The 25612-nt window shown below is 67.1% G+C and carries 17 protein-coding genes and 1 tRNA gene; 3 read left to right on the top strand and 15 right to left on the bottom strand.

The genetic code is table 11. The features are described from left to right. The first annotated feature begins 53 nt into the window (after positions 1 to 53). Positions 54 to 2003, top strand: coding sequence for a YgiQ family radical SAM protein (locus tag A37E_RS0117490; protein ID WP_245279464.1), 1950 nt, complete (start codon positions 54 to 56; stop codon positions 2001 to 2003). A gap of 6 nt (positions 2004 to 2009) precedes the next feature. On the opposite strand, the gene A37E_RS0117485 is transcribed toward A37E_RS0117490, so the two are convergent. The 15 genes from A37E_RS0117485 to A37E_RS27230 all read right to left on the bottom strand — a co-directional run bounded on the left by A37E_RS0117485 (position 2010) and on the right by A37E_RS27230 (position 21442). Further along, complete coding sequence (locus tag A37E_RS0117485) at positions 2010 to 3299, bottom strand: RsmB/NOP family class I SAM-dependent RNA methyltransferase (RefSeq protein ID WP_245279368.1); 1290 nt, start codon at positions 3297 to 3299, stop codon at positions 2010 to 2012. A 109-nt stretch (positions 3300 to 3408) separates the two neighbouring features. Continuing rightward, positions 3409 to 3894, bottom strand: a complete 486-nt coding sequence (locus tag A37E_RS0117480; RefSeq protein WP_029557793.1) for a J domain-containing protein — start codon at positions 3892 to 3894, stop codon at positions 3409 to 3411. 145 nt (positions 3895 to 4039) lie between these two features. Beyond that, the gene (locus A37E_RS0117475) at positions 4040 to 5386 is read right to left on the bottom strand and encodes an APC family permease (protein WP_029557792.1); all 1347 of its coding nucleotides are present in this window, start codon (positions 5384 to 5386) and stop codon (positions 4040 to 4042) included. Between the two features lie 173 nt (positions 5387 to 5559). Continuing rightward, the gene (gene rpoC, locus A37E_RS0117470; RefSeq protein ID WP_024279830.1) at positions 5560 to 9744 is read right to left on the bottom strand and encodes a DNA-directed RNA polymerase subunit beta'; all 4185 of its coding nucleotides are present in this window, start codon (positions 9742 to 9744) and stop codon (positions 5560 to 5562) included. Positions 9745 to 9846: 102 nt separating this feature from the next. Continuing rightward, positions 9847 to 13923 carry a DNA-directed RNA polymerase subunit beta gene (gene rpoB, locus A37E_RS0117465; protein WP_029557791.1) on the bottom strand — a complete coding sequence of 1359 codons (4077 nt, stop codon included), beginning with the start codon at positions 13921 to 13923 and terminating at the stop codon, positions 9847 to 9849. A 274-nt stretch (positions 13924 to 14197) separates the two neighbouring features. Then, a complete protein-coding gene (gene rplL / locus A37E_RS0117460) occupies positions 14198 to 14572 on the bottom strand; it encodes a 50S ribosomal protein L7/L12 (protein ID WP_029557790.1) in 375 nt (124 codons plus the stop codon). A gap of 68 nt (positions 14573 to 14640) precedes the next feature. Then, the gene (gene rplJ, locus A37E_RS0117455; protein ID WP_024279833.1) at positions 14641 to 15159 is read right to left on the bottom strand and encodes a 50S ribosomal protein L10; all 519 of its coding nucleotides are present in this window, start codon (positions 15157 to 15159) and stop codon (positions 14641 to 14643) included. Positions 15160 to 15894: 735 nt separating this feature from the next. Further along, a complete protein-coding gene (gene rplA, locus A37E_RS0117450) occupies positions 15895 to 16593 on the bottom strand; it encodes a 50S ribosomal protein L1 (protein ID WP_024279834.1) in 699 nt (232 codons plus the stop codon). Positions 16594 to 16598: 5 nt separating this feature from the next. Then, positions 16599 to 17048: a 50S ribosomal protein L11 gene (gene rplK / locus A37E_RS0117445; RefSeq protein ID WP_024279835.1), complete on the bottom strand. Its 450-nt coding sequence runs from the start codon at positions 17046 to 17048 to the stop codon at positions 16599 to 16601. Positions 17049 to 17227: 179 nt separating this feature from the next. Further along, positions 17228 to 17758, bottom strand: coding sequence for a transcription termination/antitermination protein NusG (gene nusG, locus A37E_RS0117440; protein WP_029557789.1), 531 nt, complete (start codon positions 17756 to 17758; stop codon positions 17228 to 17230). Positions 17759 to 17772: 14 nt separating this feature from the next. Beyond that, the gene (gene secE, locus A37E_RS0117435; RefSeq protein WP_029557788.1) at positions 17773 to 17970 is read right to left on the bottom strand and encodes a preprotein translocase subunit SecE; all 198 of its coding nucleotides are present in this window, start codon (positions 17968 to 17970) and stop codon (positions 17773 to 17775) included. Positions 17971 to 18247: 277 nt separating this feature from the next. Next, positions 18248 to 18324, bottom strand: a tRNA-Trp gene (locus A37E_RS0117430). A gap of 176 nt (positions 18325 to 18500) precedes the next feature. Next, entirely contained in the window at positions 18501 to 19043 is a 543-nt protein-coding gene (locus A37E_RS0117425) for an AAA family ATPase (protein WP_197023005.1), read from the bottom strand. A 243-nt stretch (positions 19044 to 19286) separates the two neighbouring features. After that, positions 19287 to 20477, bottom strand: a complete 1191-nt coding sequence (gene tuf, locus A37E_RS0117420; RefSeq protein ID WP_029557786.1) for an elongation factor Tu — start codon at positions 20475 to 20477, stop codon at positions 19287 to 19289. Positions 20478 to 20650: 173 nt separating this feature from the next. After that, a complete protein-coding gene (locus A37E_RS27230; protein ID WP_029557785.1) occupies positions 20651 to 21442 on the bottom strand; it encodes a transporter substrate-binding domain-containing protein in 792 nt (263 codons plus the stop codon). Between the two features lie 246 nt (positions 21443 to 21688). Between A37E_RS27230 and A37E_RS0117410 the strand changes: the two genes are divergently transcribed. Then, a complete protein-coding gene (locus A37E_RS0117410) occupies positions 21689 to 22540 on the top strand; it encodes a LuxR C-terminal-related transcriptional regulator (protein ID WP_197023004.1) in 852 nt (283 codons plus the stop codon). Between the two features lie 294 nt (positions 22541 to 22834). Next, positions 22835 to 25609, top strand: coding sequence for a molybdopterin cofactor-binding domain-containing protein (locus A37E_RS0117405; RefSeq protein WP_029557783.1), 2775 nt, complete (start codon positions 22835 to 22837; stop codon positions 25607 to 25609). The last annotated feature ends 3 nt before the right edge of the window (positions 25610 to 25612 follow it).

Below are 25612 nucleotides of genomic sequence, written 5' to 3'. Positions count from 1 at the left end.
TGCCTTTCCTGCCCTGGCCCGCCCCGGCCAGCCGGCCGGCCCCCTTCCTGCCCATGAGCCGCGCCGAGATGGCGGCGCTCGGATGGGATCAGTGCGACGTCGTTCTGGTCACGGGCGATGCCTATGTGGACCACCCGAGCTTCGGCATGGCCATCATCGGCCGGCTCCTGGAGGCGCAGGGCTTTCGCGTCGGCATCATCTCCCAGCCCGACTGGCAGTCGGCGGAGCCGTTCAAGGCGCTGGGCAAGCCGCGCCTGTTCTTCGGCGTCACCGGCGGCAACATGGATTCCATGGTCAACCGCTACACGGCGGACCGACGGCTGCGGCATGACGATGCCTACACGCCCGACGGTGCCGGAGGCCGGCGGCCGGACCGCTCCACCATCGTCTACACGCAGCGCTGCCGCGAGGCGTACAAGGACGTGCCGATCATCCTCGGTGGCATCGAGGCCTCGCTGCGCCGGATCGCCCATTTCGACTACTGGTCCGACAAGGTGCGCCGCTCCATCCTGGCCGACGCCAAGGCGGACCTCCTCCTCTACGGCAACGCCGAGCGCGCCGTGGTGGAGGTGGCGAACCGCATCGCCGCCGGCGAGGCGCCGCGCGACATCGACGACGTGCGCGGCGTCGCCTTGTTCCGCAAGGTGCCCGAGCACTACACCGAGCTTCACGCCGACGATCTCGACGCCTCGGACGAAGGCGCCGCCCGCCGCCCCGGCGACGTGGTTATCCGCCTGCCGTCCTGCGAGCAGGTGGAACAGGACAAGGAGGCCTATGCCCGGGCCTCCCGCGTGCTGCACCGGGAAAGCAACCCCGGCAACGCCCGCCCGCTGGTGCAGCGCCACGGCGACCGCGATCTGTGGCTGAACCCGCCGCCCATCCCCCTCACGACCGAGGAGATGGACGCGGTCTACGACCTGCCTTACGCCCGCGCGCCGCATCCCTCCTATGGCGAAGCGAAGATCCCGGCGTGGGACATGATCCGCTTCTCGGTGACGATCATGCGCGGCTGCTTCGGCGGCTGCACCTTCTGCTCCATCACCGAGCATGAGGGGCGCATCATCCAGAACCGCTCGGAAGGCTCGATCCTGCGCGAGATCGAGCTGATCCGCGACAAGACGCCGGGCTTCACCGGCGTCATCTCCGACATTGGCGGCCCCACCGCCAACATGTACCGGATGGCCTGCAAGGACACGAAGATCGAGGCCGCCTGCCGGCGCCCCTCCTGCGTCTTCCCGGACATCTGCCCCAACCTCAACACCTCCCACGACGACCTCATCCGCCTCTATCGCAAGGTGCGCGAGGTTGAGGGGGTGAAGAAGGTGATGGTCGCCTCCGGCGTGCGCTACGACCTTGCCGTGAAGAGCCCCGAATATATCCAGGAGCTGGTCACCCACCATGTGGGCGGCTACCTGAAGATCGCCCCGGAGCATACCGAGCGCGGCCCGCTCGACAAGATGATGAAGCCGGGCATCGGCACCTATGACCGCTTCAAGGAGATGTTCGACGCCGCGGTGAAGCGGGCCGGAAAGAAATACTATCTGATCCCCTATTTCATCGCCGCGCATCCGGGCACGACCGACGAGGACATGATGAACCTCGCGCTCTGGCTCAAGAAGAATCGCTATCGCGCTGATCAGGTGCAGACCTTCCTGCCCTCGCCCATGGCCACCGCCACCGCCATGTACCACACCGGCGTCAACCCGCTGCGCGCCGTGCGACGCGGCGGCAGCGAGCGGGTGACGGCCGTCACGGGGCTGCGCCAGCGCCGGCTGCACAAGGCCTTCCTGCGCTACCACGATCCCGACAACTGGCCGCTGCTGCGCGAGGCGCTGAAAGCCATGGGCCGCGCCGATCTCATCGGCCCGCGCCCGGACCAGCTCGTGCCGGCGCACCAGCCGCCAGGCACCGGCAAGGCCGCCGGGACCCGCCGCCCCGTACGCCTGGCTCCCGCCGGGGCACAGCGCTTCACCACCAAGGGCGTGCCGCTGCGCAAGACGTGAGGCGACCTACTCGGCGGCTGCGTCCGTCTCGATCGCAGCCGCCTCGCGCTGAAGCACGGCGGCGAAGAAGCCGTCCGTGTCGTGGCGCGCGGGAGTCAGCGCCAGATAATCGGGATGGGCCGAGCTGGTAATCTCAGGCGCCACCTCGCTCAGGGGAACGACGTGGAACGCCGGGTGCGCCGCGAGGAAGGCGGCCACCTGCGCCTCATTTTCCTCGGCCAGCAGCGAGCAGGTGGCATAGACCAGCCGCCCGCCCGGCTTCACCAGCCGCGCCGCGCTGGCGAGAATGCGGGCCTGAAGCGGCAGCAGCGCCTCAAGCCCCGGCCCCAGCACGCGCCAGCGGGCATCGGGATTGCGCCGCCAGGTGCCGGTGCCGCTGCAGGGCGCATCCACCAGCACCCGGTCGAAGCCGCCCTTGTGGCGCTTCACCCAGCGGTCCGTCTCGCTGGCCAGCGGTCGCGTCTCGATATTGTGCAGGCCGGCCCGGCGGAACCGCTCGGCGGCGCGCTTCAGGCGGCCGTCCAGCACGTCGCAGGCGATGACGTGGCCCTTGTTCTTCATCTGCGCGGCAATGGCCAGCGTCTTGCCACCGGCGCCGGCGCAGAAATCCACCACCCGGTCGCCGGGCTTGGCATCCACCACGACAGCCACCATCTGGGAGCCTTCGTCCTGGATCTCCACCTCGCCCGTCTTCAGCATGGGCAGGCGGTTGAGCGCCGGGCGTTCGCTGACGCGGATGCCATAGGGAGACAAAGGCGAAAGCTCGGCCGGCAGGCCGAGGGCGCGCAGGGCGGCGAGCATCTCCGCGCGGTCGGCCTTGATGGGATTGACGCGCAGGTCGAGCGGGGCCGGTGTGAGCATGGCCGCCATTTCGGGCGCGAAGGCATCGCCGAACCGGCGGTGCAGGCCGTCCGCCGCCCAGTCCGGGCATTCGTAGCGCACATCGTCCGGCATAGTGGGATGATCGACGCGCGCGCCCTGCAGCTTGATGAGCAGCGCCCGCTCCTGATCGGTGAGGGGCGCCGGGGCGAACTTGGCGCCGGAGAACAGCGCCTGCACCTGATCCCGCGTCTTGCCGCCGCCGAGCATCAGCCAAGCCAGCAGCCGGTTGCGGGGCGTATCCGGGCGGCCGTGCCGCTTTAGCCACCAGCCGAGCCGGGCGTGGTGGCGCAGCAGGGCATAGAGCAGCACGGAAATCGGGCCGCGATGCGCCGTCGGGATGTCGCGCCGGGCGCGGAAGAAGTCGGAGACGACAGCATCGGCCGGACGCGCGACGGCGTCGACCTCCTCGGTCAAATCGAGGGTTTCTTGCAGAATGGCGGCGAAGGTCACTGAGACACGATCAGGCTGAAAACGGGGCCGCACCATAGGCGATGGCGCCAGCCTTGGCCATCATGGCTGCCCCTCACGCATCCGCCAGCATCTCCAGCAGGGCGTCGCGGGCCTCGGCGATGCGGCGGTAATCGGCATCGCTGCCGCCGGCATCGGGATGGGCGGTCTTGGCGCGGCGGCGGAAGGCGGCATTGATCTCGGCCGCATCCAGCCGGCCGTCCGGGGGCAGGCCGAGGGCCTCGCGGTGGGGGCTGTCGTCTTCCCCGTCAAACATGGCCATCAGCTTGCGGCGGGCCTTCTGCGCCGCCATGCGCAGCTCCACCTGATCCTCCTGCCAGCGGCGGCGGGACATGACGAAGCAGGCGCCGAAGGCGATGCGTCCCGTCTGCTCCAGTTCGTCCAGGCTGAACGGGCCGACGATGCCGTAGGGCGTATCAAGCCATGCCTGCCGCCCGCCCGCGTCAGCCTCGACACGGCCGATGCTGACCATGTCGAGCACGCCCTGCGAGCCGTTCCAGACGACCCATTGCTCCGCCCCGGAGAAACCTGTGTCGGTCATGCGACGCGCCCTGTGCCTGCTCGCGCATGTGTCTGACACGAGCCGATCCCGGGACACGCATCCGCCGCCCGTTCCTGTCGGAAAGGCGCCGCCGTTTGCACATCCCAAGGGTGGCCATGCAGGACTGAAGCCAGATCGGCGGATCTTAAGGCTCGGCGTCCCGGACACCGGGGCGCAGCGTCGCCAGCGCGGCGCCAAGCGCGATCCAGGCGCCGACCACATAGGGCCAGAGGTTCCCAGGGAAGGCCGGCACGGGATAGATCGAATTGTAGAGCGGCCAGAGCATCGCCAGCGTTCCGAGCAAACCCAGCGCCAGCCACACCATGCTCTTCTCCTTCACCGCATGGGTGACGGCGGCCAGCGTGACGCCGAGATAGGCTACGATCAGCGCCAGCACACCGATGGTGCCCACATTGTCGTAATAATCCGCCGGGCCGATGAACGGCGCCCAGGCGAGGAGGCCGGCGAGCATCAGCAGGCCCACCACCGGCACGGACACCGACGGGGTGCCGTGGACGGGATGCACCCGCGCCGCCGCCTCCGACAGGCCGGCGCGGCCAAGCACGAACAGCATGCGCCCGGCGGCGGAGAGCGTGCCGAGCACGGCGGATATCGCCGACACGGCGGCGGCGATGTCCAGCGCGGTGGCCATGCGCACGGTGCCGTATTTCAGCGCCAGCGTGTTCAGCGGAGCATCGTCGGCGGCGAGCGCCTTCATGTTGTCGACGCCGAACCCGACAACCTGGATGTAGGAGGCGAACACGAAGAACAGGCCGGCGAGGACCACCGAGCCGAGCAGCGCGACGGGAATGGCGCGGCCGGGCTGGCCCGTCTCCTCGGCCAGCGTCGCCGCCGCCTCGAAGCCCGCGAAGGAGAGCACGGCGAACACCACGGCATAGCCCACCCCCCACCAGCCCATGGCCGGGTCCGGCCGGAACGGCGCGGCCGTGAGGCCGCCAGTGGCGCTGACGGCGGTGAGGATCTTCACGCCGAGATAGACGATGACGCAGATGGAGCCGAGTTCCAGCAGCAGCATGAGTCGCGCGGCGACCGCCATGTCGCGGTAGGCGAAGAGCGTGCCGATGATGAGCGCCAGCACCCCGATCACCAGCCACCAGCCGCCGATGTGGATGCCATGGTCGGCGAAGGCGGCCCGCAGGAAGTCGCCCACCAGCGCCGCGCTGCCCGATCCGCCGGCGATGTAGAGCAGCAGCATGCACCAGCCGGCGATGAAGCCGGCGCGCGGGCCAAAGGTCTGGCCGATATAGGAATAGGCTGAGCCGGCGCGTGTCGTCTTCCGGGCGAAGAAGACGAAGGAGAAGCCGACGATGGCCACCAGCAGGGTGCCCACGGCGAACCCCAGGGGCGCGGCGATCCCGGCGGCGCCCACCGCCAGCGTCACGTTGAGCGCCATGGACATGGTCGGCGCCATGACCGAGACCGAAAGCCCCACCGCCTCGACCGGCCCGAGGTTACGCTTCAGCTTGACCATGATCCGCGCCCCGATTGCCCCAGAATTCCGCGGGCAGTGTCAGCTCGGTACCATTGTCGGGGCAATGCCGGAGATCGGCCCGATCTGCTCCGCTTCAGCCAGCGGAACCCGGCAAAAGAAAAGGCCGCCCCGAGGGGCGGCCTTTCCAATGGATGCGGGCGCGTGGCCCGGGATCACTCCGCTGCGTCGGCGGGGCCTTCCACGAGGGACTGGCCTTCGCCCTGCTCGTCGCGGGTCGCGACGATGAGGTCGTCGCGGTTGGTCGCGATGGTGCGCAGGCGAGACATCTGGGCGCCCGTGCCGGCCGGGATCAGGCGGCCGACGATGACGTTCTCCTTGAGGCCTTCCAGCGGGTCGATCTTTCCGTTGACCGCCGCTTCCGTGAGGACGCGGGTGGTCTCCTGGAAGGAGGCCGCCGAGAAGAAGGAGCGCGTCTGCAGCGACGCCTTGGTGATGCCCAGGAGCACGGGATGGCCGGTGGCGGGCTTCTTGCCCTCCTCGGCGGCCTTCTCGTTCGCCTCGAGGAACTCGAGCCGGTCGACCTGCTCGTTGTCGAGGAAGTCGGTCTCGCCCGAGTCGTCGATCTCCACCTTCTGGAGCATGTTCCGGACAATCACCTCGATGTGCTTGTCGTTGATGTGCACGCCCTGGAGCCGGTAAACCTCCTGGATCTCGTTCACGAGGAAGGCCGCAAGCTCTTCCACGCCCTTGATCGCCAGGATGTCGTGCGGCGCGGGGTTGCCGTCGACGATGAAGTCGCCCTTCTCCACCACGTCGCCGTCCTGGAGATGGATATGCTTGCCCTTCGGGATCAGGTACTCCACCGGATCCCCGCCGTCGGTCGGCTCGATGGAGAGCCGGCGCTTGTTCTTGTAGTCACGGCCGAACCGGATGGAGCCCGAGATCTCCGCGATGATGGCCGCGTCCTTCGGACGACGCGCCTCGAACAGCTCCGCCACGCGCGGCAGACCGCCCGTGATGTCGCGCGTCTTGGCGCTTTCCATGGGCACGCGGGCCACCGCGTCGCCGGCCTTGAGGGTCTGGTTGGGGTCCACCGAAATGATGGCCTCCACCGGCAGCGCGTAGCGGGCGTCGCCGCCGCGCGGCAGCTTGATGATCTTGCCGTCCTTGCCCTTGATCAGGATGGCGGGGCGCAGCTCCGGTCCACGGCCGGACCGCGAATCCGTCACCACGCGCTTGGCGATGCCGGTCGACTCGTCGACCTGCTCGTTCATCGAGGAGCCTTCCATCAGGTCCTCGAAGGCCACCGTGCCGTCCACCTCGGAGAGGATGGGGCGGGTGTAGGGATCCCACTCAGCAATGCGCTGGCCGCGCTTGATAGTGTCGCCCTCGTCCACCTTGAGGCGGGCGCCGTACTGCACGCGGTTGACCGCGCGTTCGGTGCCGTCATGGTCGACAATGACCACCGCCAGGTTGCGGGCCATCACCACCAGGTCGCCGTCCGAATTCCGCGCCACGTTGCGATTGCGGATGCGGACGGTGCCCTCGAAGTTGCTTTCCACGAAGGACGAGTCGGCGAGGGTCGCCGCGCCGCCGATGTGGAAGGTGCGCATGGTGAGCTGGGTGCCCGGCTCGCCGATGGACTGGGCGGCGATGACGCCCACCGCTTCACCCATGTTGACGGGCGTGCCGCGGGCGAGGTCGCGCCCGTAGCAGGTGCCGCACACGCCGTTGCGGGTCTCGCAGGTCAGCACCGACCGGATCTTGATTTCCTGGATGCCCGACTTGTTGATCCGCTCGACGTGCGGCTCCTCGATCATCTGGCCCTTGGGCACGATGACGTCGCCGGTCGCCGGCTCCACGATGTCTTCCGCCGCGGTGCGGCCGAGGACGCGCGAGGCGAGCGAGGCCACGATCTGGCCCGCGTCGATGATGGCGCGCATGTGGATTCCCTTCTCCGAGCCGCAATCGCGCTCGGTGATGATGGAATCCTGCGCCACGTCGACGAGACGTCGGGTGAGGTAGCCCGAGTTCGCCGTCTTCAGAGCGGTGTCGGCAAGGCCCTTACGCGCGCCGTGGGTGGAGTTGAAGTACTCCATCACGGTCAGGCCTTCCTTGAAGTTCGAGATGATCGGGCTCTCGATAATCTCGCCCGACGGCTTGGCCATGAGGCCACGCATGCCGGCGAGCTGCTTCATCTGAGCGGGCGACCCACGCGCTCCGGAGTGGCTCATCATGTAGATCGAGTTGATCTGCTTCTCGCGGCCGGTCTTCGGGTCCTTCTTGACCGAAGAGATTTCCTTCATCATCTCCTCGGCGACGCGATCGGAGCACTTGCCCCAGGCGTCAACGACCTTGTTGTACTTCTCGCCCTGGGTGATCAGGCCGTCGTTGTACTGCTGCTCGTATTCCTTGGTGAGGGCGCGGGTCTCCTCGACCAGTTCCCACTTCTTCTTCGGCACCACCATGTCGTCCTTGCCGAACGAGATGCCGGCGCGGAACGCGTTGTAGAAGCCGAGCGCCATGATGCGGTCGCAGAAGATCACGCTCTCCTTCTGACCGCAGTGCCGGTACACGGCATCGATCATGTTGGAGATTTCCTTCTTCGTCATCAGCTTGTTGACGACGTCGTAGGAGAGCTTCGGGTCCTTCGGCAGCAGCTCGCCGATCTTCATGCGACCGGGGGTGGTCTCATAGATCTTGGAATACTGCTTGCCGTCCGGTCCGATGCCGATGTAGCGGCCCTTGATCTTGGTGGCGAGGGTGATCGCCTTGGCGTTCAGCGCGTGGTCGATCTCCGCCATGTTGGCGAACATCATGCCCTCGCCGGGCTCCTTCTCCTTCATGATGGAGAGGTAGTAGAGGCCCAGAACGATGTCCTGCGACGGCACGATGATGGGCTGGCCGTTCGCCGGGTGCAGGATGTTGTTGGTGGACATCATCAGCACGCGCGCTTCCAGCTGGGCTTCCAGCGAGAGCGGAACGTGCACGGCCATCTGGTCGCCGTCGAAGTCGGCGTTGAACGCCGAGCAGACGAGCGGGTGCAGCTGGATGGCCTTGCCCTCGATGAGCACCGGCTCGAACGCCTGGATGCCGAGGCGGTGGAGCGTCGGCGCGCGGTTCAGCATCACCGGGTGCTCGCGGATCACCTCGTCGAGGATGTCCCAAACCTCGGGACGCTCCTTCTCCACCAGCTTCTTCGCCTGCTTGACGGTCGCCGAATGGCCCTTCGCGTCGAGGCGCGAATAGATGAAGGGCTTGAACAGCTCCAGCGCCATCTTCTTCGGCAGACCGCACTGGTGGAGCTTCAGCTCCGGACCCACCACGATGACCGAGCGGCCGGAATAGTCCACGCGCTTGCCGAGCAGGTTCTGGCGGAACCGGCCCTGCTTGCCCTTCAGCATGTCGGCGAGCGACTTCAGCGGACGCTTGTTGGCGCCGGTGATGACGCGGCCGCGGCGGCCGTTGTCGAACAGCGCGTCAACCGCCTCCTGAAGCATGCGCTTCTCGTTGCGGATGATGATGTCCGGCGCGCGCAGCTCGATCAGCCGCTTCAGGCGGTTGTTGCGGTTGATGACGCGGCGGTACAGGTCGTTCAGGTCGGAGGTCGCGAACCGGCCGCCGTCCAGAGGGACGAGCGGGCGCAGGTCCGGCGGGATCACCGGCACGTGGGTGAGGATCATCCACTCCGGCTTGTTGCCGGAGAGCTGGAAGGCCTCGACGATCTTCAGGCGCTTGGCGAGCTTCTTGGGCTTGAGCTCGGTGGTCGCCTCGGCGATCTCCTGGCGCAGGTCCGCGGCGATCTTCTCGAGGTCCATGGAGCGCAGCAGCTCACGGATCGCCTCGGCGCCGATCATGGCGGTGAAGCTCGAATCGCCGAACTCGTCCTGGGCGCGCAGGTAGTCGTCCTCGGAGAGGAGCTGACGGTACTTGAGCTTGGTGATGCCCGGCTCGATGACGACGAAATACTCGAAGTACAGGATGCGCTCGAGGTCCTTGAGCGTCATGTCGAGCAGCAGGCCGATGCGGCTCGGCAGCGACTTCAGGAACCAGATGTGCGCCACCGGCGCGGCGAGCTCGATGTGGCCCATGCGCTCGCGCCGCACGCGCGACAGGGTGACCTCGACGCCGCACTTCTCGCAGATGATGCCCTTGTACTTCATCCGCTTGTACTTGCCGCACAGGCACTCGTAGTCCTTGATGGGACCGAAGATGCGCGCGCAGAACAGGCCGTCACGCTCGGGCTTGAACGTGCGATAATTGATGGTTTCCGGCTTCTTGATCTCGCCGTAGGACCAAGACTTGATCTTCTCCGGGCTCGCGATCGAGATGCGGATCTGATTGAAGCTCGGGGCCGGAACGGTCGGATTGAAGACGTTCAGGATTTCCTGATTCATGAGCTGGCTCCCAAACGAAGTGGGCCTTTAACTTGAGGCCCGGCCGGCAGAAGCGCCGGTCGGGCAATCCGCTTTGCGCGGGGTGACGGGCTCGGACGCCCGTCAGGTGTTCTCGAGATCGACGTTGAGGCCGAGCGAGCGCATTTCCTTCACGAGCACGTTGAAGCTCTCGGGAATGCCGCTCTCGAACGTGTCCTCGCCACGCACGATGGCCTCGTAGACCTTGGTGCGGCCGGCCACGTCGTCCGACTTCACGGTGAGCATCTCCTGCAGCGTGTAGGCGGCGCCGTAGGCTTCGAGCGCCCACACCTCCATTTCGCCGAAGCGCTGGCCGCCGAACTGCGCCTTGCCGCCCAGCGGCTGCTGGGTGACGAGCGAGTAGGGACCGATCGACCGGGCGTGGATCTTGTCGTCGACCAGGTGATGCAGCTTCAGCATGTAGATGTAGCCGACCGTCACCTTACGATCGAACGGCTCGCCGGTGCGCCCGTCGAACAGCGTGGACTGGCCCGAACGGTCGAGACCCGCCCGCTCCAGCTCCTGCTCGATGTCCGCCTCGTGGGCGCCGTCGAAGACCGGGGTGGCCATCGGCACGCCCTTGCGCAGGTTCTCGCCGAGCTCGGGCAGCTCGCTGTCCTTGATCTGCTCGATCTCTTCCTTGCCGTAGATGATCTCGAGCCGGTCACGCAGGGGCTTCAGGTCCTGCTTGGCGTAATAGGCTTCCGCCGCAGCGGCCACCTGCCGGCCGAGGCCAGCGCAGGCCCAGCCGAGATGCGTCTCGAGGATCTGCCCGACGTTCATGCGCGAGGGCACGCCCAGCGGGTTCAGCACGATGTCGACGTTGGTGCCGTCCTCGAGGAACGGCATGTCCTCCACGGGCACGATGCGCGAGACCACGCCCTTGTTGCCGTGGCGGCCGGCCATCTTGTCGCCGGGCTGGATCTTGCGCTTCACCGCGACGAAGACCTTGACCATCTTCATCACGCCGGGGGGCAGCTCGTCGCCGCGCTGCAGCTTCTCGACCTTGTCGAGGAAGCGCTGCTCAAGCCGCTTCTTCGAGTCGTCGTACTGGGCGCGGATCGCCTCCAGCTCGGCCATGATGGCGTCGTCGGCGACGGCGAACAGCCACCACTGCGAGCGGGGATACTCGCCGAGGGTCTCGCGGGTGACGGCGGTTTCCTTCTTGAAGCCCTTCGGCCCCGCGATGGCGACCTTGCCGTCCAGGATCTCGGTCAGGCGGCCGTAGACGTTGCGATCGAGGATCGCCTGCTCGTCGTCACGGTCCTTGGCGAGACGCTCGATCTCCTCGCGCTCGATGGCGAGCGCGCGCTCGTCCTTGTCGACGCCGTGGCGGTTGAACACGCGCACCTCGACGATGGTGCCCGTGGTGCCGGGCGGCAGGCGCAGCGAGGTGTCGCGCACGTCGGCGGCCTTCTCGCCGAAGATGGCGCGGAGGAGCTTCTCCTCCGGCGTCATCGGGCTTTCGCCCTTCGGCGTGATCTTGCCGACGAGGATGTCGCCCGCGCGGACTTCGGCACCGATATAGACGATGCCGGCCTCGTCGAGATTCTTCAGCGCCTCTTCCGAGACGTTGGGAATGTCGCGGGTGATTTCCTCAGGCCCGAGCTTGGTGTCGCGGGCCATGCACTCGAATTCCTCGATGTGGATCGAGGTGAACACGTCTTCCTTGACGATGTTCTCCGAGAGGAGGATCGAGTCTTCGAAGTTGTAGCCGTTCCACGGCATGAAGGCGACGAGCACGTTGCGGCCGAGCGCGAGCTCGCCCAGCTCCGTGGACGGGCCGTCGGCGATGATGTCGCCCTTGCGCACCTGATCGCCCACGCGCACCAGCGGACGCTGGTTGATGCAGGTAGACTGGTTGGAACGCTGGAACTTCATCAGCCGGTAGATGTCGACGCCCGACTTGGAGGGGTCGGCCTCTTCCGTGGCCCGGATGACGATACGGGTGGCGTCCACCTGATCGATCACACCGGTGCGGCGGGCGGCGATGGCAGCGCCGGAGTCACGGGCGACCACGGCCTCCATACCGGTGCCGACCAGCGGCGCCTGCGAGCGCACCAGCGGAACCGCCTGACGCTGCATGTTGGAGCCCATGAGCGCGCGGTTGGCGTCGTCGTTCTCAAGGAACGGGATGAGCGCCGCGGCCACCGAAACGAGCTGCTTCGGCGACACGTCCATGAAGTCCACGCGGTCGGGGCTCACGAGGAGCACGTCGCCCGCATGGCGGCAGACGATGAGGTCTTCCTCGAAGCGACCGTCCTTGTCGAGCGGGATGTTGGCCTGCGCGACGTAGTACTTCCCCTCCTCCATGGCGGAGAGATAGACCACCTCGTCGGTGACCTTCGACTCCACCACGCGGCGGTAGGGCGCCTCGATGAAGCCGTACTTGTTCACGCGGGCGAAGGTCGCCAGCGAGTTGATGAGGCCGATGTTCGGGCCTTCCGGCGTCTCAATCGGGCAGATGCGGCCGTAGTGCGTCGGGTGCACGTCGCGCACCTCGAAGCCGGCGCGCTCGCGGGTCAGACCGCCCGGGCCGAGGGCCGAGAGACGCCGTTTGTGCGTGATCTCGGAGAGCGGGTTGGTCTGGTCCATGAACTGCGACAGCTGCGAGGAGCCGAAGAACTCGCGCACCGCGGCCGCCACCGGCTTCGCGTTGATGAGGTCCTGCGGCATCACGGTGTCGATGTCGACGGACGACATGCGTTCCTTGATGGCGCGCTCCATGCGCAGCAGGCCGACGCGGTACTGGTTCTCCATGAGCTCGCCGACCGAGCGGACGCGGCGGTTGCCCAGGTGGTCGATGTCGTCGATCTCGCCCTTGCCGTCGCGCAGCTCCACCAGCGTCTTGATGACGGAGAGGATGTCGTCGCGACGCAGCACCCGCACGGTGTCGGGGCAGTCGAGGTCGAGGCGCATGTTCATCTTCACGCGGCCGACCGCGGAGAGGTCGTAGCGCTCGGGATCGAAGAACAGCGAGTGGAACATGGCCTGCGCCGAATCGAGCGTCGGCGGCTCGCCCGGGCGCATCACGCGATAGATGTCGAAGAGCGCGTCCTCGCGGGTCACGTTCTTGTCGGCCGCCAGCGTGTTGCGGATGTAGGCGCCGGTGTTGACGTGGTCGATGTCGAGGATCGGAATCTCGTTGTAGCCGGCTTCCTCGAGCAGCTTCAGCGTCTTCTCGGTGATCTCGTCACCGGCCTCGGCGTGGATCTCGCCGGACGCGAGGTCCACGAGGTCCTCGGCGATGTACTGGCCGACCATCTCCTCGTCGGAGATGCGCAGGGCCTTGAGACCCTTCTCGGCGAGCTGGCGGGCAGCGCGCACGGTCAGCTTCTTGCCGGCCTCGAGCACGACCTCGCCGGTGTCGGCGTCGATCAGGTCGGCGACGGCCTTGTAGCCCTTCATCCGCTTGGGATCGAACGGCATGCGCCAGCCGCCCTTGGCGCGCTCGTAGGGCACCTTCTCGTAGAAGGTCGAGAGGATTTCCTCGTTGTCGAGGCCCAGCGCGTACAGCAGGCTCGTCACCGGAATCTTGCGGCGACGGTCGATGCGCGCATAGACGATGTCCTTGGCGTCGAATTCGATGTCGAGCCAGGACCCGCGATAGGGAATGATGCGCGCCGCGAACAGGAGCTTGCCCGAGGAGTGGGTCTTGCCCTTGTCGTGGTCGAAGAAGACGCCCGGCGAACGGTGCATCTGGGAGACGATGACGCGCTCGGTCCCGTTGACGATGAACGTGCCGTTCATGGTCATCAGCGGGATGTCGCCGGTGTAGACGTCCTGCTCCTTGATGTCCTTCACGGACTTGGCGCCGGTGTCCGGGTCCACATCGAACACGATGAGGCGGAGCGTCACCTTGAGCGGGGCAGCGAACGTCATGCCGCGCTGGCGGCACTCGTCCACGTCATACTTCGGCGGCTCGAACTCGTAGCGCACGAACTCCAGCATGGCCGCGCCGGAGAAGTCGGAGATGGGGAATACCGACTTGAACACCGCCTGCAGGCCGTCGTCGTCGCGTCCGCCCTTGGGCTCCTCGATCTGGAGGAACTGGTCGTAAGACGCCTTCTGAACCTCGATGAGGTTCGGCATCTCGGCCACTTCCTTGATCTTGCCGAAGAACTTGCGGATCCGCTTACGACCGGTGAACGTTTGCGCCATCTCGATCCTCGTCCGTCCTGGTCTCTCGGGCCGGCCCCTGTCCTCCCGAAGGAGGCGGGCTCGCCGCGCCGGCACCGGAACCTCTGTCAGCCATCGTGCCTTCAAGGGTTGGGGGCGAAGCGCCATCCCCTTTCAGCACCATGACGGCTCTCCCGGCAGCCCCCGAACCTCGTCCGGATCGGCTGCCGGGAGAACCGTCTCTCTCCCTGTCCGGCCTTCCGGCCGGCTATGGAACGGGTCCCGGCACGAGGCCGGGACCCGAAACGTCAAAGGCTCACTTGAGCTCGACCTTGGCGCCAGCCTTCTCGAGCTGGGCCTTGAGCTTCTCGGCCTCGTCCTTGGCCACGCCTTCCTTGACGGGCTTCGGAGCGCCTTCCACCAGATCCTTGGCTTCCTTGAGGCCGAGGCCGGTGATGGCGCGCACTTCCTTGATGACTTCGATCTTCTTGTCGCCGGCGGCGGCAAGCATCACGGTGAACTCGGTCTGCTCTTCCACCGCGGCGGCGGCAGCGCCGGCCGGGGCAGCGGCCACGGCAACGGCGGCGGCGGCGGAAACGCCCCACTTCTCCTCGAGGAGCTTCGCCAGCTCGGCGGCCTCGAGCACGGTGAGGGAGGACAGCTCGTCGACGAGCTTGGTCAGGTCAGCCATGGGATATTCCTTAAGATGGGTTCGGATTTTGGAATTGCGAGATCAGGCCGCCAATGGCGGCCGCGGCCTCACGCTGCTTCGTCCTGCTTGGCATAGGCCCCGAACACGCGGGCGAGCTTGGCCGCCGGTGCCGTGGTGAGCTGCGCGATCTTGGTCGCCGGGGCCTGAATGAGGCCGACGAGCTTGGCACGCAGTTCGTCCAGGGACGGGAGTGTGGCAAGCGCCTTCACACCGTCCACGTTAAGGGCCGTCTTGCCCATCGCGCCGCCGAGGATAACGAACTTGTCGTTGGCCTTGGCGAACTCGACGGCAACCTTCGGCGCCGCCACCGGATCGTCCGAATAGGCGATCACGGTGGGTCCCTTCAGCAGGGACGCCACATGGGCGACGTCGGAGCCTTCCAGAGCGATTTTGGCGAGGCGGTTCTTGGCCACCTTCACGGTCGCACCCTCGGCCTTCATCTGTCGACGGAGCTTCGACATCTGGGCCACGGTGAGGCCGGAATAGTGGGCGACCACGACGACGGACGTGCTCTTGAACACATCCGTGAGCGTCGTGACGAGCTCTTGTTTTTCCGCTCGATCCACGTCTGGCTCTCTTTAAGCCTTGGCAGCACCATCCACCTCCCGAAGGAGGCATCCGGTCCCGCCGGTTGCGCCTTGCCGCGTCCTGCGGCCAACCTGTCTGACGACATGGAAGGCCGCGATCCGCGACGCTCACATGCCCTGTCCCCTATTGCCCGGGCACGGAAAACCGTGTCGCGAAGCGCAAGGCGCTGGTTCCGAACCGATCTTCATCTCCGCCGGCGCTGGCCGCTCGGAGGGCAAATTCCGGTCTTCCCCGTCTATGCTGGCTCCCCATTAACCGCCCGTTAGGGCGGATGTCGGGAATTAAGCCTTGATCCTCGACCCGATTGAGCGAACATCCCTTGCGGGGCGCATCTCCATCAGGCCTCCATCGAGGCACCGGCAGTCTCGGACAGGACTTTGCCTGCTGGTTCGCCCGAAGGCTCCAAGGAGCCACCCGAACGCCTGACAGACGACAAGGCCGGGCGGGCGAACCCTCCCAGCCCTTCCACCCGGTCAAGGGCGAAAGCCACAATACCTGATCCGGGCGGCACGCCACCCGGAAACAGCCCATATAAAGGCTGGCGCCAGCCTTGTCACGTCCCGATCATCGTCCTTGCGCACTTTTTGCATACGGCACCCGCCGGCCTGCCATGCGCCAGCGGAAGGGCCGCGCGGACCTCGCCAAAACGTGACATTCAAACGAAAAGGCCGGACCCACCGGCCCGGCCTTTCCAGAAGCTTGATCTCGACCGATCAGGCGGTGAGCACGGTGGAGGGCTCCACCTTGATGCCCGGGCCCATGGTGGAGGAAACCGCCACGCGCTGCAGGTAGGTGCCCTTGGCGCCGGCCGGCTTGGCCTTCACCACCGCGTCCACGAAGGCGCGGATGTTCTCGGCCAGCTTGTCGGCCGGGAAGGAAGCCTTGCCGATGCCGCCGTGGATGATGCCGGCCTTCTCGACGCGGAACTCCACCGCGCCGCCCTTGGCGGCGGCGACGGCGCCCTTCACGTCCATGGTCACGGTGCCGACCTTCGGGTTCGGCATCAGGCCACGCGGGCCAAGCACCTTGCCGAGACGGCCGACGAGCGGCATCAGGTCCGGGGTCGCGATGCAGCGATCGAACTCGATGGTACCGCCCTGGATGGTCTCCAGTAGGTCCTCGGCCCCCACGATGTCGGCACCCGCCGCCTTGGCCTCGTCGGCCTTGGCGCCACGGGCGAACACCGCAACGCGCACGGTACGGCCGGAGCCGTTCGGCAGGTTGCACACGCCGCGAACCATCTGGTCGGCATGGCGGGGATCAACGCCCAGGTTCAACGCGACCTCGATGGTCTCGTCGAACTTGGCGGTGGTGCGCTCCTTGAGGAGCTTGAGGGCGTCGTCGAGGCCGTACAGCTTGTTACGGTCGATGCCCTCGTTGATGGCGCGGATGCGCTTGCCTTCCTTCGCCATGGCGCTCACCCCTGAACCTGCAGGCCCATGGAACGGGCCGAACCTTCGATCATCTGGACGGCGGCCTCAACGGTGTCGCAGTTCAGATCCTTCATCTTCTTCTCGGCGATCTCCGCGAGCTGGGCGCGCGTGACCTTGCCGACGAAGGTGCCCTTGCCGGGCGTCTTCGAGCCCGAGCCGGGCTTCTTCTTCGTCTCGAGGCCGGCGGCCTTCTTGAGGAAGTAGGAGACCGGGGGGGTCTTCAGCTCGAAGGTGAAGGAGCGGTCCTGATAGGCCGTGATCACCACCGGGATCGGCATGCCCTTTTCGAGCTGCGCGGTCTGGGCGTTGAACGCCTTGCAGAATTCCATGATGTTCAGGCCGCGCTGACCGAGCGCGGGACCAATCGGCGGGGCCGGATTGGCGCTGCCGGCAGGCACCTGCAGCTTGACGTAACCGGTAATTTTCTTCGCCATTTCAACAACTCCCAAAAATCGCCGCCGTCCGGTGAGGGAGCGGCGGGCGGGATTGCGTGGTGCGGGTCAAAAGGGCGCTTGGCGAGACGCCCCCTCCCCTCCCACGCCGGCACACTGCCCTTTAAGCAATGCGCCAGACTTCGGACCATTGCCCCCGAGGAGGCGACGGCCCGCTCCGGTCAGACCTTCTCAACCTGACCGAATTCGAGTTCCACCGGCGTCGCGCGGCCGAAGATGGACACAGCCACCTTCAGGCGCGAGCGGCTGTCGTCGACCTCTTCCACAATGCCGTTGAAGGACGCGAACGGGCCGTCCGACACCTTCACCGTCTCGCCGACCTCATAAGAAATCGACGGCTTCGGACGCTCGATGCCCTCCTGCACCTGCTGCAGGATGCGCATGGCCTCCGATTCGGAGATCGGCATGGGCTTGTTGTCGGCGCCCAGGAAGCCGGTGACCTTCGGCGTGTTCTTGATGAGATGGAAGGCCTCGTCGGTGAGGTCCATCTTCACCAGCACGTAGCCGGGGAAAAACTTGCGCTCGGTGTCCACCTTCCGACCGCGGCGCACCTCAACCACCTTCTCGGTGGGCACGAGGATCTGCTCGAACAGATCGGTCAGGCCGCGCTGGTCAGCCTGCTCGCGGATCGAGTCGGCCACCTTCTTCTCGAAGTTGGAATATGCGTGAACGATGTACCAGCGCTTCGCCATGTGGGCCTCCCGCCTCAGTGCCCGAGGGTCAGCAGCGTGGAGACGCCGAACCGGATGATCTGGTCGGAGACGAGGAAGAAGATGGACGCCAGGAAGACCATCACGAACACCATGGCGGTGGTGATCAGCGTCTCGCGGCGGGTGGGCCAGGTGACCTTGGCCGTTTCCGCGCGGACCTGCTGATAGAACTCCATCGGGCCGTTCTTCGCCATGGCGTCTCGCCGTCCGTTCCTGTTGCCGCCCGTTCCCGCGCCGCCGGTTGCCACGCACCGGACCTTCCGATGACGCGAATGCGGCACATGCCGCTCAAATCTTCTTCCCGCCGGCTTCGGCTCTCGCGAGACGCTGCTGCGGGCTTGCCTTCGGCGGGGCCGGATCGTGCCCTCATATGGGCTGTCCGAAACGCGCCTTCAAGCCGTGCCATTCCGGCGTCGTCGTCTCGCCTGACCTGCCGTCCTGCGGTTGCCCAAGGTCCGGGCTGGCCGAAGATGGCAGGAGTGGAGGGACTCGAACCCCCAACCCCCGGTTTTGGAGACCGGTGCTCTAACCAGTTGAGCTACACTCCTAAGGCCCGCGCCCCGAAGCCTGGCAGAATCAGCTTTTCAGCGATCAGCTTGCCTCGAGGGTAGACTCCGCCGCGCCGGGAAGTGACCCAGCGCATCGGCCGGCTGTGTTTAGTGGGATGCCGCGCGGCTGTAAAGGGGGACCGAGGGGCGATCCGGCCTGTCCACCGCAAAGGCGGCTAGAGGTGATGGAGGACGAAGGCCGCTCGTCCCGTCCCGTCGGTCCGTGGCAGGTCCACCGTCTCGTGGCCGAGGGCGCGATAGGTGTCGACCATGACCGCATGGGTGCGCACGGCTTCGTCCCAATCCTGCCGGCGCTCGGCATCGTTTGCGTAGATCTCGCGCCATGGCGGGGCGACGAACACGAGGGGATCGTATCTGAACACCGCGCAAGCCCGGCTGATGTGCCGGGGAATCGGCAGGCCACATAGCGAAAGGTATCCGGCCACGTCTGGAATGCCGCGGTCGAAGAAGACCGGGCCGACCCGCCCTACCTGCTCCTCGTAGGATCGCAGGTCCCAGGCAAGCATCGCCTCCGCGAACGCCGCCCTGTCCCGCCACGGGAGGGCTGGGCCGTCAATGGCCATCTGCTGGCGGATGACGGCCCGGCCCGCCTCCGGCGCGATGGCGTGCCCGGCGGTCGCAAGAGCATCCAACAGGGTGCTCTTGCCCGAACCCGGACCACCCGTGAGCACGATCAAGCGTGTAGAGCCGCGCGCCATGGCCGCCTGCCTCTGCATTATCGAGTTTTAGGGATGCACCCGGACGCGCTGCGTGTAGCCGCGTCAAAAGGGGAGCCCAAGCAGGATGCCCCGCGCGAACCGGGAGCGCAAGCCACCGGGACAGTGGGAGACAGCATCTGTCTGCGGGGTGCCCGGGGTTAGGGATAGGCCAAAAGAAAAAGGCGGCGCCCGAAGGCGCCGCCCTGTTCCGTCACGCTGCAGACGCGAGGTCCGAAAGCGCTATCACTCGATGATGGCAGCGACGACGCCGGCGCCGACGGTGCGGCCGCCTTCACGGATGGCGAAGCGCAGCTTCTCCTCCATGGCGATCGGAACGATCAGGTGCACGTCCATCGACACGTTGTCGCCCGGCATCACCATCTCGGTGCCTTCGGGCAGCGTGCACACGCCGGTCACGTCCGTCGTGCGGAAGTAGAACTGCGGGCGGTAGTTGGTGAAGAAGGGGGTGTGACGACCACCCTCTTCCTTCGTCAGGATGTAGGCCTCGGCCTTGAACTTGGTGTGCGGCTTCACCGAACCCGGCTTGCACACGACCTGGCCACGCTCCACGTCCTCGCGCTTGGTGCCGCGCAGCAGGATGCCGACGTTGTCGCCAGCCTGGCCCTGGTCGAGCAGCTTGCGGAACATCTCGACGCCGGTCACGGTCGTCTTCACGGTCGGACGGATGCCGACGATCTCGACTTCCTCGCCGACCTTGATGATGCCGCGCTCGACACGGCCGGTCACCACGGTGCCGCGGCCGGAGATCGAGAACACGTCCTCGATGGGCATCAGGAACGGCAGGTCGATGGGGCGCTCGGGCTGCGGGATGTAGGCGTCGACCGCCTCCATCAGCTTCAGCACCGCGTTCTTGCCCAGCTCCGGATCGCCGTTCTCGAGCGCAACCAGCGCCGAGCCACGGATGATCGGGATGTCATCGCCGGGGAAGTCGTACTTCGAGAGGAGCTCGCGCACCTCCATCTCCACGAGCTCGAGGAGCTCCGGATCGTCGACCATGTCGCACTTGTTCAGGAACACCACCAGCGCCGGAACGCCGACCTGACGGGCGAGCAGGATGTGCTCGCGGGTCTGCGGCATCGGGCCGTCGGCGGCCGAAACCACCAGGATCGCGCCGTCCATCTGCGCCGCGCCGGTGATCATGTTCTTCACATAGTCGGCGTGCCCGGGGCAGTCGACGTGCGCATAGTGGCGGTTGTTGGTCTCGTACTCAACGTGAGCGGTCGAGATCGTGATGCCGCGCGCCTTCTCTTCCGGCGCCTTGTCGATCTGGTCGTACGCCGTGAACGTCGCGCCGCCAGACTCCGCAAGGATCTTCGTGATCGCTGCCGTCAGCGACGTCTTGCCGTGATCAACGTGACCGATCGTGCCGATGTTGCAGTGCGGCTTCGAGCGGTTGAACTTCTCTTTGGCCATTTCGTCTCTCTCACTCTCGGTCAGCGCCCCGCGCGGGCCGCCAAAAAATCCGCCGTGGGATAGGGGGTTTCAGAAGCGGATGCAAGAGGCGGGACAATCGCGCGCAAAACCGTCCGCCCCCGCGCGCACGCGCGAAGGCCAGTCCGACAAGGCCGCGACGCGGCCCCCTTCCCCTATCCGCCGTCCCCGGGACAAGCCTCAGAGCCACGGCCGGCGCCATAGGGTGTCGCGGCGATGAAGGCGTTCAGCGCGTCCGCAACGCCCGTCGATTTCGCGCGGACGATGAAGGAGAACGGCTCGTTCCGCACGTTTCCGTCCGGCGTCATCATGCAGTGCGGCCAGACCGGGACGAGGCCCATCTTCTGCGACAGGTACTGGACCGTGCCGAGCCCCGAGCCGAAGGCGAACGGGCCTTCTCCCTCCGCGGCGTCGCGGACCCGCCGGGCATTTTCCACATCGTCCGAGGTGCCGATGATGGTCACGTCGGCGATCCGGGCCTGTGCCACGCGGCTGCGGGCGTCCACATCCGCCGTCGAGCCGGCGATGACCATGATGGTCCTGCCCTCAAGGTCGGCCGCACGCGCCAGCTTCCCGGCATCGGCCTTGCGCACGCCGAAGGCACGCAGCACGAAATAATAATGATCGGACCACACCCCCGCCGCGCCGGTCGCCTGCCGACGCGTGGCGAGGTCGGCGATACCCGAGGCGGCGATGTCGCAGGCGTCGGCGCCGGGGCGTGTCCACAGCCCGTCGAAATCCGCCACCTCCACCGGCTGGAACCGCAGCCCATGCGTCGCGGCGAAGGCCTTGAGATAGTCCACGTCCCACCCCTCCCAGACGCCGGCGTCAGACTTGCCGACGAAGGGCGGGAAGGTGGCGAACATGCAGACCGAGAGCGTGCCGGGCGCAAGCGTTTCAACCGGCGCGGCAGCGAGCGGCGGCACGGTGGCAGCCGCCAGAATCATCCCGGCCGCGAAACCGACGGCCCCACGTCGAGCTACCCGCACGCACGCCTCCCCGAAGCTGTGCCGGGACCATAGTCGAGCCGGCCGAACGCGCAATGCGGAGGTATCAACGGGCGCTAGAGAATCGCTCCCACGGGCTGGCGCCTTGCCCCAGCGTCCGCGAACCGTCACAGTGCGACGGTCTTTGCTGACCTCAAGGAAATGCAGGGGCACCACAGCCAGCACGGGTGCGACATGAGCCCTGACATGTCCCCTCTTTCCAGCCCTCCTCTTGCCTGCTCTCCTCTTGACTGCGCGCCGGACGACCTCCTGTCCGCCTCCGACGTGCGCGACATCGTGAGGCTGCTGGGCGACGTTATCGTCTCGCGCGCGGACTTCTCCTGCGTGAAGCGGCAGCTCATCGATGGCATCTCGACGCTGGTCGGCGCCGATTCCTGGACCTGGAGCCTCGGCTGCCTCGCGGAGCCGGGCGAGCAACCGGTTTATCTCGGCGTGGCCCATGGCGGTTTCGACGAGGCGCGCTATGGGCGCCTCCTGCTCGCCGCCGCCCATCCCGACATGGCCTGGACCTCTGCGAAGCTGCTGGGCGAGATGCGCGCGTGCAACGCCCACGTCACCCGGACACGGCAGCAGATCGTGGATGAAGCCACCTTCGTCGCCTCGGGAGTCGGCACCCACCTGGCTGATGCGGACATCGGACCCTTTATCTTCTCGCTCCGGCCCATCGACGAGCGCGCCGTGAGCACCATCTCGCTCTTCCGGCGCCGGGACGCAGCCCCGTTTTCCGATCGGGAGGCGCGCATCGCCCATATCCTGCTCAGCGAGCTGCCCTGGCTGCACGAGCAGGGCTGGCCGAGCGACCGCGGCGCCAGCGTGCCCCGCCTCTCCCCCCGGCTGCGGCTGGTGCTGAACCTTCTGCTCGACGGGCGCACGCGCAAGGAAATCGCCGTCAACCTCAACCTCTCCGAATACACGGTCGCGCAATACCAGCGGGCGGTCTATCGCCACTTCGGCGTCCGTTCCCACGCCACCCTGCTGCGGCGGTTCCAGATGGGCGACGGTGGCGACCGCCGGTCGACCGTCCAGGAGGCGGGCTGATCACCGCAGTCCCGGCCCCCTCCCTCAAATGAGGGAATAGGAAGAGTTCCGGCGCGTTTGGTATGCAGGGCAAGCTGCAGCGTCGGCGGACAGCATCTGTGAAGCACGGATAGCTTCACGCGGCGGGATATGCCCCGCAGGACGCATGCGCACTTGCACGTCCAGATTAAATTTAAACGCCTGATTTAAATTTTATCGCACCGCACGCCTCGAATTTCCAAAAATGACGCGACGTATCGGCATTCATAAATTACTGATACCCTGATTTTTACTTGGTCCGGGGAAGAAAAAAACATGCGTCCCTCGCGGCGTGATTTCGTGACGTGGGTTGCTGCCAGCGGGATCATGCTTGCCATGAGCCGCATCGGCGCGGCGCAGGCCGCCGGCTTCGATGCGAGCCAGACGCTCCCCGGCCCGGCCGCGTCCCGCCTCCCCGGCGCCACGACCGGGCGCATCGATGCCTTGGCCAAGGTGACGGGTGCGAAGCTCTACGCATCGGATTTCCGCGCGGCGGACATGGAGGGCTGGCCGGCAACGACCGCCCACGCCCTGCTCCTGCGTGCCGCCGACGCCACCCACGTCTTCACCGGGCTCGATCTCTCCGCGCTGGACGCCGGCGCCCGGCCGACGCAGGTGGTGACGGCGCAGGATCTGGAGCGCGCCGGGGTCCGCGTGCCGCCCTTCTATGCCGGCGACCTGCTCTGCCCGGCGGGCAAGACGCCGCTCTATCTCGGCCAGCCGCTGGCGCTTCTGCTGTTCGAGACGTTCGATGCCTATGACCGGGCGCGGGCGATCCTGCGCGAGAAGGCCCCCGCCCAGTTCGGCGCCGAGACCGGACCCGTGGCGGAGCCGAACTACGCCGCCCTCCGCTTCACCCGCGTCGCGGGGGATGCGCCCGGCGCCCCGGATGTCTATTCGCCGCTGATCGAGGGCTGGATCAGCCCCGGCGTCTTCGAGCCCGGCGGCCGGCCCGTCTGGCAGCCGCTGCCTACCTCCGAAGGCGGCCAGTACAAGAAGGGCGCCATCCACGGCGAGGCCATCCGCGCCTTCATCGCCGCCGGCGGCGCACCGGACATGCTGGTCCTCGACCGCCGGTTCCGCACCCAGTCCGTGGACCCCATGTTCCTGGAACCGGAGGGCGGCCTCGCCTGGTACGACCCGCAGGCCAAGGCGCTGCGGATGGTGCTCGGCGTGCAGTCGCCGTTCGAGGCGAGCGAGGAGCTGGCTCACCTTCTGGGAGCGGCGGCGGCGGGGTTCCGCCCCGAGCGGATCGAGAGCCATTTCGCCCATCTGGGCGGCGGCTTCGGCGGGCGCGACCATACCCCGTTCCCGTTCTACGTGGCTTTGGCCGCCATGTTCCTGCCGGGACGCCCCATCCGCCTCGCCCACGACCGGTTTCAGCAGTTCCAGGGCGGCATCAAGCGCCATGCCTTCGACATGCACACGCAGGTGGCCTTCGAACGCGCCACCGGGCGGATGCGGGCCTTTGCGGCCGACCATGTCCTCGACGGTGGCGGCCTCGCCAACTATTCGGCGAGCGTGGCCGCAGTGTCCGCCACATCAGCCATCGGCATCTACGACATTCCGAAGGTGGACGTGACCACCCTCGCCGAGCACACCCGGGGCGTCACGGCCGGGTCCATGCGCGGCTACGGCGTGCTCCAGACCACCACGGCTCTGGAGACCCTAGTGGACGAGGCGGCGCAGGCGCTGTCGATGGACCCGATCACCCTTCGGCGGCGCAACCTGCTGAAGGCCGGCGATCTGACCATGACCGGCAATCCGTGGACCGTCTCGATCCGCACGCCGGAAATCCTCGACAAGCTGGAAACCCACGCCCTGTGGCGGGGCCGCGACGCGGCCCGCAAGGCCGCTCCGGCCGGGACGCTGGTCGGCACCGGCGTCGCCGTCTGCGCCAAGGACTACGGGACGGGCGCCGACTGCTCCCTCGGCCGGGTGGAGGTCGATCCCCAGGGGCGCATCCGCATCTTTTGCGACGCGGTGGAGATGGGCAACGGCATCGGCACGGCGGTGGCGAACCGCGTGGCGGGCTTGCTCGGACGGCGGGCGGATGCGGTCTCCGTCGCCCGCATCGATGCGTTCGATGAACTCGGGCTCGTGACCTCAGGCGATCCCTACACCCTCACGCAGTCGGAGCAGGACGCCGCCGCCCGCAATCCGCGCTGGGTACCGGCGATCAGCTCGGCCACCAGCGCCTCCATCGGCGCCCATGTGGGTACCCAGGCGGCGGCCGAGGCGGCGCGGCTCATTTTTCGCTTCGGTCTGTGGCCGGCGGCGCTCAGCCTGTGGGGCATCGCCCAGGACGATCCGCGCCGCTTCCTGTGGCAGGAGGCGTTCTGGTTCGACGACGCGCTCATCCTCTCCGGCCTGCCGCCGCTGCAGCAGGAGAAGGTGGCCGCCCGCGCCCACGAGGTGGGCGGCCTCACCGGCGCCATGGCCCACGCCTTCTCCCGCTGGGCATGGGCGCAGGCGGCTTTTCCGCTGGACGGGTTCGAATGGGTCGTGGACCTCGATGCGCTGGCGGTGCGCCGCGGCGGCGGCGCGTTCAAGGTGCTGGATCGCAGCTTCATCGCCTTCCCGCCGGCGAGCTACAACCGGATCGGCACCTCCTTCACATCGAGCTGCGGCACGCTGGTCAAGGTCGAGATCGAGAAGGCGAGCGGCGCCGTGCGGGTCTCGCAGGCCTACAGCGTGCTGGAATGCGGCGAGGTGCTGACCCCCGAGGTGGTGGTCGGCCAGGCGCAGGGCGGATTCGCCATGGGCCTTGGCTACGCTTTGCTCGAAACCCTGCCGCCGTTCGAGGACGGGCCCGGCAATGGCCGCTGGAACCTCGGCGACTATGTGGTCGCCCGCGGCTCCGATCTGCCCCTCCACGCGCTGGAGGTGGAAGTCTTGCCACGCGTCGCCCCGAACGAACCGCCCAAGGGCATGGCCGAGGTGGTCATGATCCCTGTGGTGCCCGCCATTCTCAACGCCATCCACGATGCCACCGGCCATCGTTTCCGTGCCTTGCCCGTCACGCCGGACGATGTCCGGCGGGTGCTGTGAAGG

It is taken from the genome of Xanthobacter sp. 91 (genome assembly GCF_000702385.1).
In the GTDB taxonomy this organism is placed as follows: domain Bacteria; phylum Pseudomonadota; class Alphaproteobacteria; order Rhizobiales; family Xanthobacteraceae; genus Xanthobacter; species Xanthobacter aminoxidans.
Note: the sequence above shows the minus strand (reverse complement) of the source record. Positions and strands in the feature narration are given on the sequence as shown.

Excerpts from the sequence above, each read along its gene's own strand:
- tuf (WP_029557786.1), bottom strand. The coding sequence starts at position 20,477 with ATGGCCAAAGAGAAGTTCAACCGCTCGAAGCCGCACTGCAACATCGGC.
- A37E_RS0117480 (WP_029557793.1), bottom strand. The coding sequence starts at position 3,894 with ATGACCGACACAGGTTTCTCCGGGGCGGAGCAATGGGTCGTCTGGAAC.
- A37E_RS0117410 (WP_197023004.1), top strand. The coding sequence starts at position 21,689 with ATGTCCCCTCTTTCCAGCCCTCCTCTTGCCTGCTCTCCTCTTGACTGC.
- secE (WP_029557788.1), bottom strand. The coding sequence starts at position 17,970 with ATGGCGAAGAACGGCCCGATGGAGTTCTATCAGCAGGTCCGCGCGGAA.
- rplK (WP_024279835.1), bottom strand. The coding sequence starts at position 17,048 with ATGGCGAAGAAAATTACCGGTTACGTCAAGCTGCAGGTGCCTGCCGGC.
- nusG (WP_029557789.1), bottom strand. The coding sequence starts at position 17,758 with ATGGCGAAGCGCTGGTACATCGTTCACGCATATTCCAACTTCGAGAAG.
- A37E_RS27230 (WP_029557785.1), bottom strand. The coding sequence starts at position 21,442 with ATGATTCTGGCGGCTGCCACCGTGCCGCCGCTCGCTGCCGCGCCGGTT.
- rpoB (WP_029557791.1), bottom strand. The coding sequence starts at position 13,923 with ATGGCGCAAACGTTCACCGGTCGTAAGCGGATCCGCAAGTTCTTCGGC.
- rplL (WP_029557790.1), bottom strand. The coding sequence starts at position 14,572 with ATGGCTGACCTGACCAAGCTCGTCGACGAGCTGTCCTCCCTCACCGTG.
- A37E_RS0117490 (WP_245279464.1), top strand. The coding sequence starts at position 54 with ATGAGCCGCGCCGAGATGGCGGCGCTCGGATGGGATCAGTGCGACGTC.
- A37E_RS0117425 (WP_197023005.1), bottom strand. The coding sequence starts at position 19,043 with ATGGCGCGCGGCTCTACACGCTTGATCGTGCTCACGGGTGGTCCGGGT.
- rplA (WP_024279834.1), bottom strand. The coding sequence starts at position 16,593 with ATGGCGAAGGAAGGCAAGCGCATCCGCGCCATCAACGAGGGCATCGAC.
- A37E_RS0117475 (WP_029557792.1), bottom strand. The coding sequence starts at position 5,386 with ATGGTCAAGCTGAAGCGTAACCTCGGGCCGGTCGAGGCGGTGGGGCTT.
- A37E_RS0117405 (WP_029557783.1), top strand. The coding sequence starts at position 22,835 with ATGCGTCCCTCGCGGCGTGATTTCGTGACGTGGGTTGCTGCCAGCGGG.
- rpoC (WP_024279830.1), bottom strand. The coding sequence starts at position 9,744 with ATGAATCAGGAAATCCTGAACGTCTTCAATCCGACCGTTCCGGCCCCG.